This is a genomic window from Streptococcus sp. Marseille-Q8145 (genome assembly GCF_965112035.1).
In genome coordinates this window covers 369,388-385,479 of record NZ_CBCOPQ010000001.1, presented here as the reverse complement: position 1 = coordinate 385,479, position 16,092 = coordinate 369,388, and the positions used below count along the sequence as shown (strand labels likewise).

Here is a 16,092-nt window from a genome sequence, read left to right as displayed (position 1 = left end):
AATGCTGATTTAGCTCAGTAGGCAGAGCGCATCCATGGTAAGGATGAGGTCGCCGGTTCGATCCCGGCAATTAGCACTAGATAAAGAGGTTGAGATTTTCTCAGCCTTTTTTGGTTTTAAATTAGGATTTCTCCTCGTTTAAATGCAATGCTTGTGGCTCTCATAGGCGCCCAAATATGATATAATAAAAGTAATATTAGCAAGGCAGGTAAAATATGTATATCGAAATGGTGGATGAAACCGGTCAGGTTTCTCAAGAAATCATCAAGCAGACTCAGGAAATCTTGGAGTTTGCGGCTAAAAAGACGGGCAAAGAAAATAAGGAAATGGCTGTAACCTTTGTGACCAATGAGCGCAGCCATGAGCTCAACTTGGAATACCGAGACACAGATCGGCCGACGGATGTCATCAGCTTGGAATACAAGCCAGAGCTGGATATTGCCTTTGACGAGGAAGACTTGGCGGATAATCCTGAGCTGGCTGAGATGCTGGAGGATTTTGATGCTTATATCGGCGAGCTCTTTATTTCGGTGGACAAGGCGCGGGAGCAAGCAGAAGAATACGGCCACAGCTTTGAACGGGAGATGGGCTTTTTGGCGGTGCATGGTTTTCTGCATATCAACGGCTACGATCATTATACACCAGAAGAAGAAGCAGAAATGTTTGGCTTACAGGAAGAAATTTTGACAGCTTATGGACTTACGAGACAATAAAAAAAACAAGCGCAAGTGGAAAAATCGAGATGTCATATCGAGCTTGGAGTTTGCCCTGACGGGGATTTTCACAGCTTTTAAGGAAGAAAAGAATATGCGGAGCCATGTTCTTTCAGCTGTAGCTGCCATCATTGCAGGTTTGATTTTTCGGATTTCAGCGACGGAGTGGCTGTTCTTGCTGCTAAGCATCTTTTTGGTGATCGCCTTTGAAATCATGAATTCAGCTGTTGAAAATGTTGTGGATCTGGCTAGTGATTATCACTTTTCTATGCGGGCAAAGAATGCCAAGGATATGGCAGCTGGTGCAGTTTTGGTGGTTTCTGGTTTTGCAGTTATAACAGGTTTGATTATTTTTCTGCCAAAACTGTGGGATATTATTTTTTAGAGAAGGAATAGAACAATGACTTTTAAATCAGGCTTTGTAGCCATTTTAGGCCGACCAAATGTCGGCAAATCAACTTTTTTGAATCATGTCATGGGGCAAAAGATTGCCATCATGAGTGACAAGGCTCAGACGACCCGCAACAAGATTATGGGCATTTATACGACGGATAAGGAGCAGATTGTCTTTATCGACACGCCGGGAATCCATAAGCCCAAGACTGCTCTAGGTGATTTTATGGTTGAATCTGCCTATAGCACCCTGCGTGAGGTGGACACGGTTCTCTTCATGGTACCGGCAGATGAGCCGCGTGGCAAGGGCGATGATATGATTATCGAACGCCTGAAAGCGGCTAAGGTGCCAGTGATCTTGGTGGTCAATAAGATTGATAAAGTCCATCCGGATCAGCTTTTGGCGCAAATTGATGATTTCCGTCAGCAGATGGACTTCAAAGAAATCGTTCCGATTTCGGCTCTGCAGGGCAACAATGTTTCCCGTCTGATTGATATCCTTAGTGAAAATCTGGAGGAAGGTTTTCAATATTTCCCAGAAGACCAAATTACCGACCATCCAGAACGTTTCTTGGTTTCAGAAATGATTCGCGAAAAGGTTCTACACCTGACTCGTGAAGAAATTCCCCACTCAGTTGCGGTAGTTGTTGATAGCATGAAGCGAGACGAGGAGACGGACAAGGTCCATATCCGAGCGACGATCATGGTCGAGCGAGACAGCCAAAAAGGCATTATCATCGGTAAAGGTGGCTCCATGCTCAAGAAAATCGGTTCTATGGCTCGCCGCGATATTGAGCTCATGCTGGGAGATAAGGTCTTCCTCGAAACCTGGGTCAAGGTCAAGAAAAACTGGCGAGACAAGAAGCTGGATTTGGCGGACTTTGGCTATAATGAGAAGGAATATTAAAAGAGCAAGAATTGTTCATTTCTGATTATTGATTGAATCGTAGATAGGAAAATTGAATGAACAAAGACTACATTTCCTATATTCGCTCCAAGGTGGGGCATGATAAGGTTATTCTGAATTTTGCTGGTGGAATTCTAGCAGACGAGGACGGCCGTGTGCTTCTGCAGTTACGAGGCGATAAGAAAACATGGGCGATTCCTGGAGGAGCTATGGAGCTCGGGGAGACTTCTCTGCAAGCAGCCGTGCGTGAGTTTTACGAAGAGACAGGCATTGCCGTTGAAGCCAAGCGCTTGCTGAATGTTTATACGAATTTTGATGAATCTTATCCTAATGGTGACAAAGTGCAGACGGTTGTCTTTCTGTATGAACTGCAGGCATTGGAGAATATTGATATTTCCAATTTTCATAATGAGGAAACACTGCGTTTAGTCTTTTTTTCTAAAGAAGAAATAGCAGAGCTGGAAAATGTATCGGATAAACACCGCCTGATGCTGGATGAGTATTTTTCGGACAGCTTTGCTATGGGGCTATGATATTGAGAATACTAAGAAAGGAACTTTATGCCTGAATTACCTGAAGTGGAAACGGTTCGGCGCGGTTTGGAGCGTCTGGTTGTTGGCAAGACGATTAGGCAGGTGCAGGTCCGCTATGCCAAGATGATTGGCGCGGGAGTGGATGCCTTTGTCCACGATTTGCCAGGTCAAACCATTGAAAAGATTGGCCGTCGGGGCAAGTATTTGCTCTTTTACCTGACAGGCGGGGTGCTGGTTTCCCATCTGCGAATGGAAGGCAAGTATCTTTTTTATCCGGATGCGGTGCCTGAGCGCAAGCATGCCCATGTCTTTTTCGAGATGACGGATGGTGGGACGCTTGTTTATGAGGATGTCCGCAAATTTGGAACCATGGAGCTGTTGAGAAAGGATCGGCTAGAGGCTTATTTCACTGCCAGAAAGCTTGGTCCTGAGCCGACAGAGGCGGACTTTCTTTTGCCGCCTTTTGCTGCAGCTTTGAGTCGTTCCAAGAAGCCCATCAAACCCTATTTGCTAGAGCAGACTTTAGTCGTTGGTCTGGGCAATATCTATGTAGATGAGGCCCTTTGGCGGGCGCGGATTCATCCGGCAAGGCCAGCAGCTAGTCTAAAGCCTGCTGAAGTAAAGCGGTTGCGTGAGCAGATTATAGAAGTTTTGCAGCTTGGGATTGAAAAGAGAGGATCGACCATTCGGACTTACAATAATGCTTTTGGTGAAAATGGCACGATGCAGGATTTTCTGCAGGTCTATGGAAAGACTGGTCAACCCTGTGCTAGATGCGGCAGCCCGATTGAAAAAATTAAGCTGGGCGGACGCGGTACTCATCTCTGTCCTCATTGCCAGAAAGCGAGGTAGCTGTTGTGGTAAGAATTATCGGTATCACTGGCGGCATTGCCTCGGGTAAGTCAACTGTGACAGATTTTTTGAAGCAGCAGGGCTATCAAGTCATTGATGCGGATCAAGTGGTGCATGAGCTGCAAGAGCCGGGAGGACGACTGTATCAAGCTCTTTTATCCGCTTTTGGTCCAGCTATCTTACGGGAAGATGGCCGCTTGGACCGGGCCAAGCTGGGAGCCATGATTTTTGGGAATCCAGACCTCTTGGCGCAGTCCAGCCAGCTTCAGAACGAGATTATTCGAGAGGAACTGGCTCGCAGACGGGACTTGTTGGCAGAGACGGAAGCTGTCTTTTTTATGGATCTTCCCTTGCTATTTGAGTTAGAATATGATAACTGGTTTGACCAAATCTGGCTGGTAGATGTGACGGAGGAAACTCAGCTCAGTCGCCTTATGAATCGAAATGCTCTGAATCAGGAAGAGGCAGAAAAACGCATAGCAGCTCAGCTATCTCTCCAAGAAAAACGAAAGAGGGCGGACGTGCTGATTGATAATAATGGCTCGCTTGAGGAAACAAGACAGCAGCTTCGCGATGCTTTGCAGAAATTAGAAAGAAGATGATTCTATCACGATACAAGTAAATTGGAAACATAATCTGAAAATCGCCTGGTTTGGGAATTTCCTGACAGGTGCCAGTATTTCTCTGGTCACTCCTTTCATGCCCCTTTTTGTGGAGCAGCTAGGAGCGCGTGGTCATGAGGTGGAGTATTATGCTGGTCTTGGCATTGCTCTTTCGGCTGTTTCGGCAGCCTTTTTATCCCCTGTCTGGGGCAGTTTGGCTGACCGTTATGGCCGTAAACCTATGATGATTCGGGCTGCTACGGCTATGGTCTTTACCATGGGTGGCATTGCCTTTGTGCCTAATATTTTTTGGCTCTTGGTTCTGCGCTTTCTCAACGGCGTTTTTGCGGGCTATGTGCCCAACAGCACCGCCTTGATTGCCAGTCAGGTTCCTAAGGAAAAGACGGGCTATGCGCTGGGAACTTTGGCAACAGGTGTCGTTGCGGGCAATCTCATGGGACCCTTGATTGGTGGAGTGATTGCTGAAGTCTTTGGCATCCGCAATGTCTTTCTACTGATTGGCTTTTTCTTTTTGATTGCGACCCTGATGACGGCTGCTTTCATCCGAGAAGATTTTAGGCCGGTCACCAAGGAAGAGGAGATTGGATTTGGAGAACTGATTCGTCAGATTAGATATCCCAAGCTATTGCTAACTCTTTTTCTGACTAGCTTTGTTATCCAGTTTGCAGCCCAGTCTATTGGTCCGATTCTTTCCCTTTATATTCGGGAGTTAGGCCAAACGGACAATTTAATTTTTGTATCTGGCCTGATTGTTTCGAGTATGGGGCTGTCTAGTATGCTGAGCTCAAGTATTTTAGGTCGGATGGGGGATCGGATGGGCAATCATCGTTTGCTCGTTTTAGCTCAGTTTTATTCTATTATCATTTACCTGCTCTGTGCTCATGCAGGCTCTTCGCTCCAACTCGGTTTTTACCGTTTCTTGTTTGGTTTAGGGACTGGAGCTTTGGTGCCAGGGGTCAATGCCCTATTGAGCAAAATCACGCCTAAGTTTGGGATTTCTCGAATCTTTAGCTACAACCAGATTTTCTTTTATCTGGGTGGCGTCATCGGCCCCATGTCAGGTTCGGCTATTGCAGCGACAGCAGGCTATCATTCAGTCTTTTATGCTACAGCAGGCTTAGTGGGACTGAGTCTCCTTATCAACCTTTTTTGTTTTGGAAATTTATTGAAAAAGAAGGAAATCTAGTGCGCGTTAAAATTCATTTGAAATGCTCCAGTTGCGGCAGTCAGAATTATCTGACCAGTAAGAATAGTAAGACTCATCCTGATAAGATTGAGGTATTGAAGTACTGCCCCAAGGAAAGAAAAGTAACCTTACATCTTGAATCTAAGTAGATTTTATGATAAAATAGAAAGGATTTTAAGGAGTTTTATTTATGTATAGCCTATTATTAACGATTTTAGTCATTTTATCAGGTTTTATTGTCATTGCTATTTTCATGCAACCAACTAAAAACCAATCTAGTAACGTGTTTGATTCGAGTGCCAACGACCTTTTTGAGCGGTCAAAAGCACGGGGATTTGAAGCTGTGATGCAGCGTCTGACAGGATTTTTGATCTTTGTCTGGTTGCTGATTGCCTTGATATTGGCAGTATTATCTAGTAAATAAAATGGGCTCTGACTTTGTCTTGGCCTTTTTTTAAAGTTTAAAAAGGGCAATAACAAGAGTCCCTCATAGTATAGAAAGAAAGTATGAAAGAAGAAATTATAGAATATTTAAAAGAAAAGCAGCAGGCCAGCGTGGATGAGCTGACGGCTGCTTTGGGGAAAGAGTCTTCCAAGGACTTTAGTGCCTTGGTCAAGATGATCTCCCAAATGGAAAGAAAGCATCAGATTCGCTTTGATGATGAGGGGCGGATTGAGCTTTACGAGAAGAAAAAGCAGAAGCGTCTGACGCTCAAGGGTGTTTTTCATGCCCATAAGAATGGCTTTGGCTTTGTCACCTTGAATGAAGAAGAGGATGATCTTTTTGTCAGCCGTAATGATGTCAATCATGCCATTGATGGCGATACGGTGGAAGTGGTCATTACCAAGGTGGCAGACCGCATCAAGGGAACGTCAGCTGAAGCTAAGATTATAGATATTTTGGAGCACAGCCTGACGTCAGCGGTTGGCCAGCTGGTGTTGGATGAGGAAAAGCCCAAGTACGCAGGCTATATCCGCTCGAAAAATCAGAAAATCCGTCAGCCTATTTATGTCAAAAAACCAGCCATGGTTTTGGACGGCACAGAGGTGCTCAAGGTCGCTATTGACAAATATCCGACCAAGAAACACGATTTCTTTGTGGCCAGTCTGATTGATGTAGTCGGTCATGTCAACGACCCTGGCATTGATGTACTGGAAGTGCTGGAGTCGATGGACATTGTCTCCGAATTTCCAGAAAAGGTCTTGGAAGAAGCCGAGCGAGTTCCAGATGCACCGACAGAAAGTGATTTGGAAGGACGTTTGGACCTGCGTGAAGAGATTACCTTCACCATCGATGGAGCGGATGCCAAAGACTTGGACGATGCTGTCCATATCAAGCACTTGAAAAATGGTAACTTTGAGCTAGGCGTCCATATCGCAGATGTGTCCTACTATGTCAAAGAAGGCTCTGAGCTGGACAAGGAAGCCCTCAATCGAGCAACCTCAGTCTATGTGACCGACCGCGTGGTGCCTATGCTGCCGGAGCGCCTGTCCAATGGTATCTGCTCCCTCAATCCAAATGTGGACCGGCTGACCCAGTCGGCTATTATGGAGATTGATGCCAAGGGGCGCGTGGTCAAGCATACCATCACCCAGTCTGTCATTAAAACGACCTTCCGCATGACCTACAGCGATGTCAACGACATCATCGCAGGTGATGAGGAAAAAGCTGAGCAGTTCAAGGCTATTGTACCTAGTATTGACAGCATGGTCCAGCTGCATGAGATTCTAGAAAGCATGCGCTTTAAACGTGGAGCGCTCAACTTTGATACCAATGAAGCCAAAATCATAGTCAATAAAGAAGGCCGGCCGGTGGATATTGTCCTGCGTCAGCGGGGGATTGCCGAGCGCATGATTGAGTCCTTTATGCTGGTGGCGAATGAGACGGTGGCTGAGCATTTTGCCAAGCTGAATCTGCCATTTATCTATCGAATTCACGAGGAGCCTAAGGCGGAGAAGGTGCAGAAGTTTATCGACTACGCCTCTAGCTTTGGGATTAGGATTTACGGAACGGCTAGCTCTATGAGTCAGCAGGCTCTGCAGGATATTATGGAGGCGGTCAAAGACCAGCCTTATGAGGATGTTCTATCTATGATGCTTCTGCGCTCCATGCAGCAGGCTCGCTACTCTGAGCACAATCACGGCCACTATGGTCTAGCAGCGGAGTTTTATACTCACTTCACCAGTCCCATTCGCCGCTATCCGGACCTGCTGGTTCACCGGATGGTACGGGATTATGGACAGTCTAAAGAAATAGCAGAGCATTTTGAGCAAGTGATTCCAGAGATTGCCAGTCAGTCTTCCAGCCGAGAGCGTCGGGCAATCGAGGCCGAGCGTGAAGTCGAAGCCATGAAGAAGGCTGAGTACATGGGAGAATTTGTTGGGGAAGAGTTTGACGGCGTGGTTTCAAGCGTGGTTAAGTTTGGACTCTTCGTCGAACTGCCCAATACGGTCGAAGGCTTGATCCATGTTACTAACCTGCCAGAGTTTTATAGCTACAATGAGAGGACGATGACCCTGCAAGGAGAAAAGTCTGGCGTGGTCTTTAAAGTCGGTCAGCAGATTCGCATCAAGCTGGTTCGAGCGGATAAGGCTACGGGCGAGATTGACTTTGAATACCTGCCTAGTGAATTTGACCTGGTAGAAAAGACTAGCAAGAGTAGCAGAGGCAAGTCTGGCAGGAAGAGACGCCGTGAGGATGACAAGCGCAGCCATTCTTCCAAAGAAAAAGGCAACAGAGATAAGAAAGATAAGAAGTCCAAGAAAGGCAAGAGCCAGAAGGCATTTTACAAGGAACTAGTCAAGAAAGGAGCCAAGCATGGCAAAGGGAGAAGGAAAGGTCGTCGCGCAAAATAAAAAGGCCAGACACGACTACACCATCGTAGACACCATCGAGGCTGGCATGGTGCTGACAGGGACGGAGATTAAGAGTGTTCGCGCTGCTCGTATCAATCTCAAAGACGGCTTTGCCCAGATCAAGAACGGTGAGGCCTGGCTCAGTAATGTCCATATTGCGCCTTATGAAGAGGGCAATATCTGGAACCAAGAGCCTGAGCGCCGCAGAAAGCTGCTGCTGCATAAGAAGCAGATCCAAAAGCTGGAGCAGGAGACCAAGGGAACTGGTATGACGCTGGTACCGCTCAAGGTCTATCTCAAGGACGGTTATGCCAAGCTCCTTCTGGGCTTAGCCAAAGGGAAGCACGACTATGACAAGCGCGAGTCCATCAAACGCCGCGAGCAAAACCGCGACATCGCAAGACAAATGAAGAACTTTAATACAAGATGAAAGACTGGGTGACCGGTCTTTTTTAGTATTCAACTGTGACTTTGGATTTATGTTATAATGGAAAGGATAAGGAATGTAATTCGGAAGCTATCTTACAGACAGATAGCATATATAAACATGTAATAAATTCTTCAGTAAATTACTTGAGGTTAAGGAATGAAAGTTATAAAATCGAAAAAAAGTATCTTTTTCATAATTCTTCTTACGGCTTTATTTGGAGCTCTGTTCCTTCATCACCAATCGCCAGTAGAAGAGGAGCGTTTTGCATCGGGAAATGCGGTATCTGTTGAAAAACTCAGTTTTGAGCAGTTGGAAGATGAAAAACTTGTATTTGTGACAACTAAGGATTCTGAAAAGGAATTTCAAGGATTAAGAGTTGGACAAAATAAATTTTATATACAAGATTGGAGGTTCGATTATAGTAAAGAAAATGGAGCTGATAGTCGTCAGAATGAAGGAGAGTATTATTTTATTAATGTGTATGATCTAAAGACGAAGAAGTTTAAGAAAAGATTGGATATTTTTGAAATTGTTCGACATTATGATCCTTCGTTGGGGGTTGATTTATCTGGCGATGTTCTAAACATTCAAGGTCAGGATTATATTTACATTAGATTAGTAAAAGAAAACAGCTCAACGAGGTTTAAAGAGATCCTCTTTAATGTAGATACAGAAGAGGTAATTGATTATTCTAAAGAGTTTGTTAAATATAAGTTACAGTTTGACGAAGCGTCCATTACAAGTGGCTTGTCGGCTTATCTCACTGACTCATACGGTATTGATTCACACTTTACTGATCTCGAACCTTCAATAAGAGAAGGAAAAGAAATACCTAGCAATCTAAATATTTCGCAACTTTACCCTGAGGTTGTTAAAAAAATGAATTCTTTTGAGGGAAAGATTTTTACTCGTCAAGGCAATATTAGCTCAGAGGAATGGTATAATACACTAATGCACTGGTTTGCTCCAGTAGGGCAAGATAAGCTTTCTCTTTCTATAACTGATAAGGAAACTAATGAAGTAACACCTATTAATTCTTATGAAGATTTTTTAAAGTGGAAAGAGTCACATCAAAATGATTGAGATGGGCAAAGAAGTGAATAGTAGCTATAGGGGAAGATGACTAATGACATTAAAAGACTGGGCGACCAGTCTTTTTTAGTTTTATATTAGTGATTTTCATCTACAGTAGCTGTCTTAAATTGTTTATTTTCAAATTTACTAAACAGAAAAGTTCTGACCACTTTGCCACTTGTCAAGTCTGCTCTTTTCGAGTATGATAAAGATAGTGAAAATTTTGAAATTTGGCTTTCAGAGAAAGGATTTTTTATGACAGAAAAATTGCTAGCTTATAAACGCATGCCAGTGTGGACAGCTGAGACCATGCCCGAATTGGTCAAGAACAAGCACAATACCAAAGAGGGAACTTGGGGCAAAATCACTGTTATCAAGGGACGCCTTAAGTTTATTGAGATGTCAGAGGAAGGTGAGGAGCTGGCTGAGCACATCTTTGAAGCTGGTCAGGATAATCCTTTCGCCCAGCCCCAAGCTTGGCATCGGGTTGAAGCTTTGACAGATGATTTGGAGTGGTATTTGGAATTTTACTGTCGACCTGAGGATTACTTCCCCAAGAAATACGGCAGCAATCCAGTGCACTCAGAGGTTTTGGAAGCTATGCAGACGGTTGGCCCAGGACGAGCCTTAGATCTAGGCTGTGGTCAAGGTCGCAATGCTCTTTTTCTAGCCAAGCAGGGCTTTGAAGTAACGGCCGTAGATCAGAATGAGCTGGCACTGGAAATCTTACGTAGCATTGTCGAGCAGGAAGATTTGGATCTGCCAGTGGGTACCTACGATATCAACTCAGCTAGTCTGACTCAGACTTATGACTTGATCGTCTCTACCGTTGTTCTGATGTTCCTGCAGGCAGAGCGGATTCCAGATATTATCCGCAATATGCAAGAACATACAGCGCTTGGCGGCTACAATCTCATCGTCTGTGCTATGGATACAGAGGATTTCCCTTGCTCTGTTCCCTTCCCATTTACCTTTAAGGAAGGGGAGCTTGCCGAGTATTACAAGGACTGGGAGCTGGTCAAGTACAATGAAAATCCTGGCTACCTCCATCGCCGTGATGAAAACGGCAATCGAATTCAGCTCCGCTTTGCGACGATGTTAGCTAAAAAAGTGAGATAAATTCTTTGAAGCTCAAGTCGGCTCTGCCAAAATCTCTAGTGAATTGCTTATAAAGATTTTATAGCAGGATGTTTTCTGATAAGACAAAAAATAATAGCCTTTCCTCTAAATAAGATGAGGCTATTTTTTAGTTTATTTGCTCTGATTTGAGAAAAAAGTAGAGGAAATATAGATTAAATAAAAAATATACACAATTTTATGTAAACGTTTGCAAAAATTTTAGAAAGAGAGTATACTAAAATAGGAATGTTAAGGTATTACGGTTTATGTTGTTTAGACTGGGAGTTGATTCCAGCCCCGCAGATAGTCAAAAGGAGATAGACTATGAAGAAAATACTGCTCAGACTAATGTTCCTTGCAATGTTAGTTGCTCTTTTGCCTGTTCATGTGGCACAAGCGTGTTCTGCTTTTATTGTCGGTAAAGATCTGACAGCAGATGGCTCTACTCTATTTGGTCGGACAGAGGACTATCCATACGCCCCTGACGGTGGTCGGCACAATCAAAACTATGTAGTTGTGCCAGCTAAGACCTATAAAGATGGCGATAAGATAGAAGATGAGTCAAATGGCTTTACCTATCCGCATTTGGCGAATGAAATGAAATACACAGCTGTCTACGACTCTGATCGTGACAACGGAAGTAACGGAAACTTCGCTGCGCATGGCTTTAATGAACTTGGTGTAGCTATGACAGCGACCGTTTCAGCAACACCAAATGATAAAGTGTTAAAAGAAGACCCACTTGTAAAAGATGGTCTTCCAGAAGCATCATTAGTTGACCTTGCTTTGCCTCGTGCAAAAACAGCACGTGAAGTTATTGAGACAGTTGCGAAAGTTCTGGATGAAAAAGGGTCAGCAGAAGGAAATATCATCGTTGCAGCAGATAAAAATGAGCTATGGTATATGGAAATCTTGTCTGGTCACCAATATGTAGCCATCAAATTCCCAACAAATAAGTATGCTGTCTTTGCGAACACTTACTATCTTGGTCACGTTGACTTGAACGATAAGGAAAATGTCATTGCTTCTAAAGATGTGGAAGAAGTAGCTAAAAAAGCAGACAACTATAAGACTGACAAAGATGGCAACTTTATGATTGCTAAATCATACGGACCTGATAAATATATGGAACGTAACCGTTCTCGGACCTACGCAGGTATCAAGTGGATGGATCCACAAGCAAAAGTAAATTATGACGATGAAGCTTTTGATCTCTTGCGCGAACCAACTGATCCAAATAAGAAATACACGGTTCATGATGTGATCGCTGAACAAAGAAATCGTTTTGAACACTTGCCAGAATATAAAGCAGATGACTTAGTTGAAGTCGGTAAGAAGATCGATGGCAATGTATACAAATATGCGCTAGGTAACGAAAACGTAATCGACGCCCACGTTTATCAAATCAAACCAAACCTACCAAATGCCTTTGGCGGTGTTATGTGGCTGGGTCTGGCACAAAGTCGCAACACACCATATGTGCCATTCTATGGTAATGTAGAAGATACTTACGAAGCTTTCAAGAACCGTTCTACTAAATATGACGGAAAATCTTGGTATTGGACTGTTTGGCATATTGACCAAATGGTTATGAAATATCCAGAAATCTTTGGTAACAGCATCCAAGAAAAATGGAAAGAAAAAGAAGCTGAATGGGATAAAGAACAAACTGAACGCGATGCCAAATATGCAAACTACACAGATGAACAAGCCAAAGCCGCTGGACCAGAAGTGACGAAGGAAGCCTTGGAACGCTCAGAAAAAAATCTTTAAGGAAATCAAAGCAGTCGAAGCAGAGATGGAAGAAAAGATTAAGAAAGAAAAAGGTAAAGATGCAGATCTTGTCTATACAGGCTATAACAAAGCAAACCTCCTAGCTGAAGCAGAAAAAGGAAAATCAGCGGACAAAGCTAGCGATACGAAGAAAGATAGCTCAAGTCAAACTACTTGGATTGTCATCGGCGTATTGGTTGTGCTAGTTGCTGGATTCTTCGGATACAAACAATTTAATAAAAAGAAGGAGGAAGAATAAATTTTGAAAGAAAAGCTAGAAGTTTAAGACTTCTGGCTTTTTTCCTCTCTCAGATAATAAACCTATATCCTAAAATACTTAGTAAGGAGATGAGGATAGAAGATTAGAATTGTCAAAAAACTAGGCTTCATCTTGCTTTTAGCGATAAATTGCTATAAAATAGATAGGGTTAAACATCAATACTTTTATATTGCAAATAGGAGAAAAGATGACAAAAAAATTAAAACGTCCAGAGGTACTGTCACCAGCTGGTACGTTAGAAAAGTTAAAAGTAGCTGTTCGCTATGGGGCAGATGCTGTTTTTATTGGTGGTCAAGCCTATGGTTTGCGCAGCCGTGCGGGGAACTTCACTTTTGAGCAAATGGAAGAAGGTGTCCAATTTGCGGCTGAGCATGGTGCCAAGGTCTATGTAGCGGCCAATATGGTCATGCACGAAGGAAATGAAGCCGGTGCTGGAGAATGGTTCCGTCGTTTGCGAGACATTGGGATCGCGGCTGTTATTGTTTCTGACCCAGCCTTGATTGCGATTGCAGCTTCTGAAGCACCTGGTCTGGAGATTCACTTGTCAACGCAGGCTAGTGCAACCAATTATGAAACGCTTGAGTTTTGGAAAAATCTTGGTTTGACACGGGTTGTTTTGGCACGTGAGGTCTCCATGGCTGAGCTAGCTGAGATTCGCAAGCGTACCGATGTAGAAATCGAAGCCTTCGTCCATGGAGCGATGTGTATTTCTTACTCTGGTCGTTGTACCCTTTCCAATCATATGAGTATGCGTGACGCCAACCGTGGCGGTTGTTCGCAATCTTGTCGTTGGAAATATGATTTGTACGACATGCCTTTCGGACAAGAACGCAAGAGTTTGAAGGGGGAAATTCCAGAAGAATTCTCAATGTCAGCTGTTGATATGTCCATGATTGACCGCATTCCTGATATGATTGAAAATGGTGTCGATAGTTTGAAAATCGAAGGCCGGATGAAGTCCATTCACTACGTTTCTACGGTGACAAACTGCTATAAAGCAGCTGTGGACGCCTATTTGGAAAGCCCAGAAAAGTTTGAAGCTATTAAGCAAGATCTAGTAGATGAAATGTGGAAAGTAGCTCAACGCGAGCTGGCAACTGGCTTTTACTACCATACGCCAACTGAGAATGAGCAGCTTTTTGGGGCCCGTCGTAAGATTCCAGAATACAAGTTCGTTGCTGAAGTGGTTGCTTATGATGAGGCTACACAAACTGCAACGATTCGCCAGCGGAATGTTATCCATGAAGGCGATCAAGTGGAATTCTATGGACCTGGTTTCCGCCATTTTGAAACCTACATTACTGACCTCCATGATGAAAGAGGAAATAAGATTGACCGTGCACCAAATCCAATGGAATTACTGACGATTACAGTTCCGCAACCAGTCCAACCTGGTGATATGGTCCGTGCCCGCAAGGAAGGTTTAATCAATTTGTATAAAGAAGATGGCACTAGTGTGACTGTTCGGGCTTAATCAGGCGCGAAAGCTGGAGTAATGTGCTCATCAAGTAGGCCTTGCCTACATGGTGGATACGAATTGATAACGGAAGCCCTTGTTCTAAAAATTCATCCATTGGCTTTAAAAATAAAACTCTTCAAATCGCTTTTGATTTGAAGAGTTATTTTTTGAATTTGCGGTTTTCGAGCCGAATATCTTTCTTTTGAGCTTCACGGATATTATTAGGGACCAGACTGATACGCTGGATATCAGGCACACGGATGATCGTCGTCATGCTTTTTTTGAAATTTTTGACAATCAACTGTTGGCGGTCACGGTCATATTTGACAATATCTCCAGTAAAATTCTTATCCAGAAAAATAACATGGACACCAGAATTTTTTCGCAGAGCCAAATCAATCGTATGTAGGATATGACTTTTGTCATCCTCTTCCTTATCCGTCTTTTTATAGTTAATGAACTCATTCGTCTTTTGTAAAATCATTTCGAGATATTTTTTCATAGATAAAATCTCCATAACTTGTTACAATATATTATATAATAAAATAAGTTAAAAAGTAAAATCTTTTACGAATAATGAGATAGAAAGTAGAAAAGAGGTAAAGTATGGCAGATTTTAAATTTGAAATCGAGGAAAAATTGCTCGTTTTATCGGAAAATGAAAAAGGCTGGACCAAGGAGCTCAACCGCGTAAGTTTTAACGGTGCGCCAGCCAAGTACGATATTCGCACTTGGAGTCCTGACCACAGCAAGATGGGCAAGGGAATCACCCTTTCCAATGAAGAATTTCAAGTTCTTTTGGATGCATTTAAAAACGGATAGACTTTCAGTCTATCCGTTTTTTCTATTTATCTGAAAAATAGGGATGAAAGGCTAGGCTTCTAAATATAGGAATGCTGATGAGAGTAATTGCTACAATTTTTAAAAGATCAGGAAGAATGAAAGGTGTGACTCCAACAGCAATGGCTTTAGAAAAATCCATATTAGCCAGAAAATGAAGTCCGATTACGCCACCAACGAAGACCAGTGTATCTCCGATCAGATTAGCCAAAAGGATCGTGTAAAACTTGCTATCCTTGCTTGTCAGACTGGAAGTAACCAGCGCAAAGAGTAGATAGGCCCAAAGATAGCCCGCGCTTGGACCAAAGAGAGCCTGAAATCCACCGCTTCCACCAGCAAATACCGGCAGACCAACAGCGCCCAGCAAGAGATAGAGAATTGTTGAGAGGACAGCCTCTCTGGGCTTAAAAATGGTCGCAATCAAACCGACAGCAAAGGTCTGTAGCGTAATGGGAATGGTCCCAATGGAGAAACTAAGCTGGGAGAGTACAGCTAGGAAAGCAGCGCCAATAGCTGGGAGTGCAAGAAGAAATGCTTTGTTCTTGTTCATAATAGTAAACCTCTTTTTAAAATTATGGTAACTATTTTAAATCAAAATAAAAAAAAGTCAAGTCTTTTCATATCAGACTAGACAGTTGTTTGTTTATTTCCGCTTTTTGCGACTCCGAATGAGGAGGAAGATAAAGGCGATTAAGCCAAAAATATTAAAGAAAATAATTCCTAGAGCTGCTAGTAATTTTTTCGTTTTGCTCATTTCCAATCCCCTTTCTCTTAGTATTTCTTACTATCATATCAAAAATACGGTTTCTTGAATAGCAGAAAGGGTAAAAGATGGCTAGGGAGTCATGAATATTTTAAGAAAATAGGATCATCTTGACAAGTTACAATTTATAAGCTTGTCTAGAAGAAGTAAGTCAACTAAATAAAAAAGAGGAAGATTCTTTACATAAATCTTCCCTAATTTTAGAAATAATTTAGAATTGCTTGAATGATAATTGAATTTTGTGCTTTAAAATAAAGAAAGAAGTCAAAGAATAAAGCCAGAATAGTGTGT

Annotated in this window: 17 protein-coding genes, 1 tRNA gene and 1 pseudogene; 17 read left to right on the top strand and 2 right to left on the bottom strand. The window is 43.0% G+C overall.

Going from position 1 to position 16,092, the window contains the following annotated elements:
- The first annotated feature begins 3 nt into the window (after nucleotides 1–3).
- From ACWPVL_RS01930 to ACWPVL_RS01855, 16 genes and pseudogenes are all read left to right on the top strand, one after another.
- A tRNA-Thr gene (locus tag ACWPVL_RS01930) sits at nucleotides 4–76 on the top strand.
- Nucleotides 77–215: 139 nt separating this feature from the next.
- The gene (ybeY, locus tag ACWPVL_RS01925) at nucleotides 216–713 is read left to right on the top strand and encodes an rRNA maturation RNase YbeY (protein ID WP_061909641.1); all 498 of its coding nucleotides are present in this window, start codon (nucleotides 216–218) and stop codon (nucleotides 711–713) included.
- The gene (locus ACWPVL_RS01920; RefSeq protein ID WP_288932012.1) at nucleotides 694–1,098 is read left to right on the top strand and encodes a diacylglycerol kinase family protein; all 405 of its coding nucleotides are present in this window, start codon (nucleotides 694–696) and stop codon (nucleotides 1,096–1,098) included. Before ybeY ends, ACWPVL_RS01920 begins: the two co-directional genes overlap by 20 nt.
- A 15-nt stretch (nucleotides 1,099–1,113) precedes the next feature.
- Nucleotides 1,114–2,013 (top strand): GTPase Era, encoded by a 900-nt coding sequence (era, locus tag ACWPVL_RS01915; RefSeq protein WP_061909637.1) that lies wholly within the window; start codon nucleotides 1,114–1,116, stop codon nucleotides 2,011–2,013.
- A 56-nt stretch (nucleotides 2,014–2,069) separates the two neighbouring features.
- Nucleotides 2,070–2,546, top strand: coding sequence for an NUDIX hydrolase (locus ACWPVL_RS01910; protein WP_148888397.1), 477 nt, complete (start codon nucleotides 2,070–2,072; stop codon nucleotides 2,544–2,546).
- 27 nt (nucleotides 2,547–2,573) lie between these two features.
- Nucleotides 2,574–3,398: a DNA-formamidopyrimidine glycosylase gene (gene mutM / locus ACWPVL_RS01905; RefSeq protein ID WP_454386456.1), complete on the top strand. Its 825-nt coding sequence runs from the start codon at nucleotides 2,574–2,576 to the stop codon at nucleotides 3,396–3,398.
- 5 nt (nucleotides 3,399–3,403) lie between these two features.
- The gene (gene coaE / locus ACWPVL_RS01900; RefSeq protein WP_288929223.1) at nucleotides 3,404–4,000 is read left to right on the top strand and encodes a dephospho-CoA kinase; all 597 of its coding nucleotides are present in this window, start codon (nucleotides 3,404–3,406) and stop codon (nucleotides 3,998–4,000) included.
- 10 nt (nucleotides 4,001–4,010) lie between these two features.
- Nucleotides 4,011–5,207 carry a multidrug efflux MFS transporter gene (locus ACWPVL_RS01895; protein WP_371595174.1) on the top strand — a complete coding sequence of 399 codons (1,197 nt, stop codon included), beginning with the start codon at nucleotides 4,011–4,013 and terminating at the stop codon, nucleotides 5,205–5,207.
- Nucleotides 5,207–5,356, top strand: coding sequence for a 50S ribosomal protein L33 (rpmG, locus tag ACWPVL_RS01890; RefSeq protein WP_005590723.1), 150 nt, complete (start codon nucleotides 5,207–5,209; stop codon nucleotides 5,354–5,356). Before ACWPVL_RS01895 ends, rpmG begins: the two co-directional genes overlap by 1 nt.
- Nucleotides 5,357–5,397: 41 nt before the next feature.
- Nucleotides 5,398–5,631 (top strand): preprotein translocase subunit SecG, encoded by a 234-nt coding sequence (gene secG, locus ACWPVL_RS01885; protein ID WP_005590722.1) that lies wholly within the window; start codon nucleotides 5,398–5,400, stop codon nucleotides 5,629–5,631.
- Between the two features lie 83 nt (nucleotides 5,632–5,714).
- Entirely contained in the window at nucleotides 5,715–8,063 is a 2,349-nt protein-coding gene (rnr, locus tag ACWPVL_RS01880) for a ribonuclease R (protein WP_454386453.1), read from the top strand.
- Nucleotides 8,026–8,493, top strand: a complete 468-nt coding sequence (gene smpB, locus ACWPVL_RS01875; protein ID WP_002894882.1) for an SsrA-binding protein SmpB — start codon at nucleotides 8,026–8,028, stop codon at nucleotides 8,491–8,493. The genes rnr and smpB overlap by 38 nt, the downstream gene beginning before the upstream one ends.
- A 156-nt stretch (nucleotides 8,494–8,649) precedes the next feature.
- Nucleotides 8,650–9,576, top strand: a complete 927-nt coding sequence (locus ACWPVL_RS01870) for a hypothetical protein (protein WP_454386450.1) — start codon at nucleotides 8,650–8,652, stop codon at nucleotides 9,574–9,576.
- Between the two features lie 246 nt (nucleotides 9,577–9,822).
- Complete coding sequence (gene tehB, locus ACWPVL_RS01865) at nucleotides 9,823–10,686, top strand: SAM-dependent methyltransferase TehB (protein ID WP_454386448.1); 864 nt, start codon at nucleotides 9,823–9,825, stop codon at nucleotides 10,684–10,686.
- A gap of 324 nt (nucleotides 10,687–11,010) precedes the next feature.
- Nucleotides 11,011–12,718 (top strand): annotated as a pseudogene (locus tag ACWPVL_RS01860) (C69 family dipeptidase).
- A gap of 208 nt (nucleotides 12,719–12,926) precedes the next feature.
- Nucleotides 12,927–14,213, top strand: coding sequence for a peptidase U32 family protein (locus ACWPVL_RS01855; protein ID WP_454386446.1), 1,287 nt, complete (start codon nucleotides 12,927–12,929; stop codon nucleotides 14,211–14,213).
- A 145-nt stretch (nucleotides 14,214–14,358) separates the two neighbouring features.
- On the opposite strand, the gene ACWPVL_RS01850 is transcribed toward ACWPVL_RS01855, so the two are convergent.
- Nucleotides 14,359–14,715, bottom strand: a complete 357-nt coding sequence (locus ACWPVL_RS01850) for a hypothetical protein (protein ID WP_454386444.1) — start codon at nucleotides 14,713–14,715, stop codon at nucleotides 14,359–14,361.
- 89 nt (nucleotides 14,716–14,804) lie between these two features.
- Here ACWPVL_RS01850 and ACWPVL_RS01845 point away from each other — a divergent pair, with 89 nt between their 5' ends.
- Complete coding sequence (locus tag ACWPVL_RS01845) at nucleotides 14,805–15,020, top strand: YdbC family protein (RefSeq protein ID WP_005590703.1); 216 nt, start codon at nucleotides 14,805–14,807, stop codon at nucleotides 15,018–15,020.
- 22 nt (nucleotides 15,021–15,042) lie between these two features.
- Here ACWPVL_RS01845 and ACWPVL_RS01840 read toward each other — a convergent pair whose 3' ends face one another.
- Nucleotides 15,043–15,588 (bottom strand): biotin transporter BioY, encoded by a 546-nt coding sequence (locus tag ACWPVL_RS01840; RefSeq protein ID WP_454386441.1) that lies wholly within the window; start codon nucleotides 15,586–15,588, stop codon nucleotides 15,043–15,045.
- Nucleotides 15,589–16,092 lie beyond the last annotated feature (504 nt).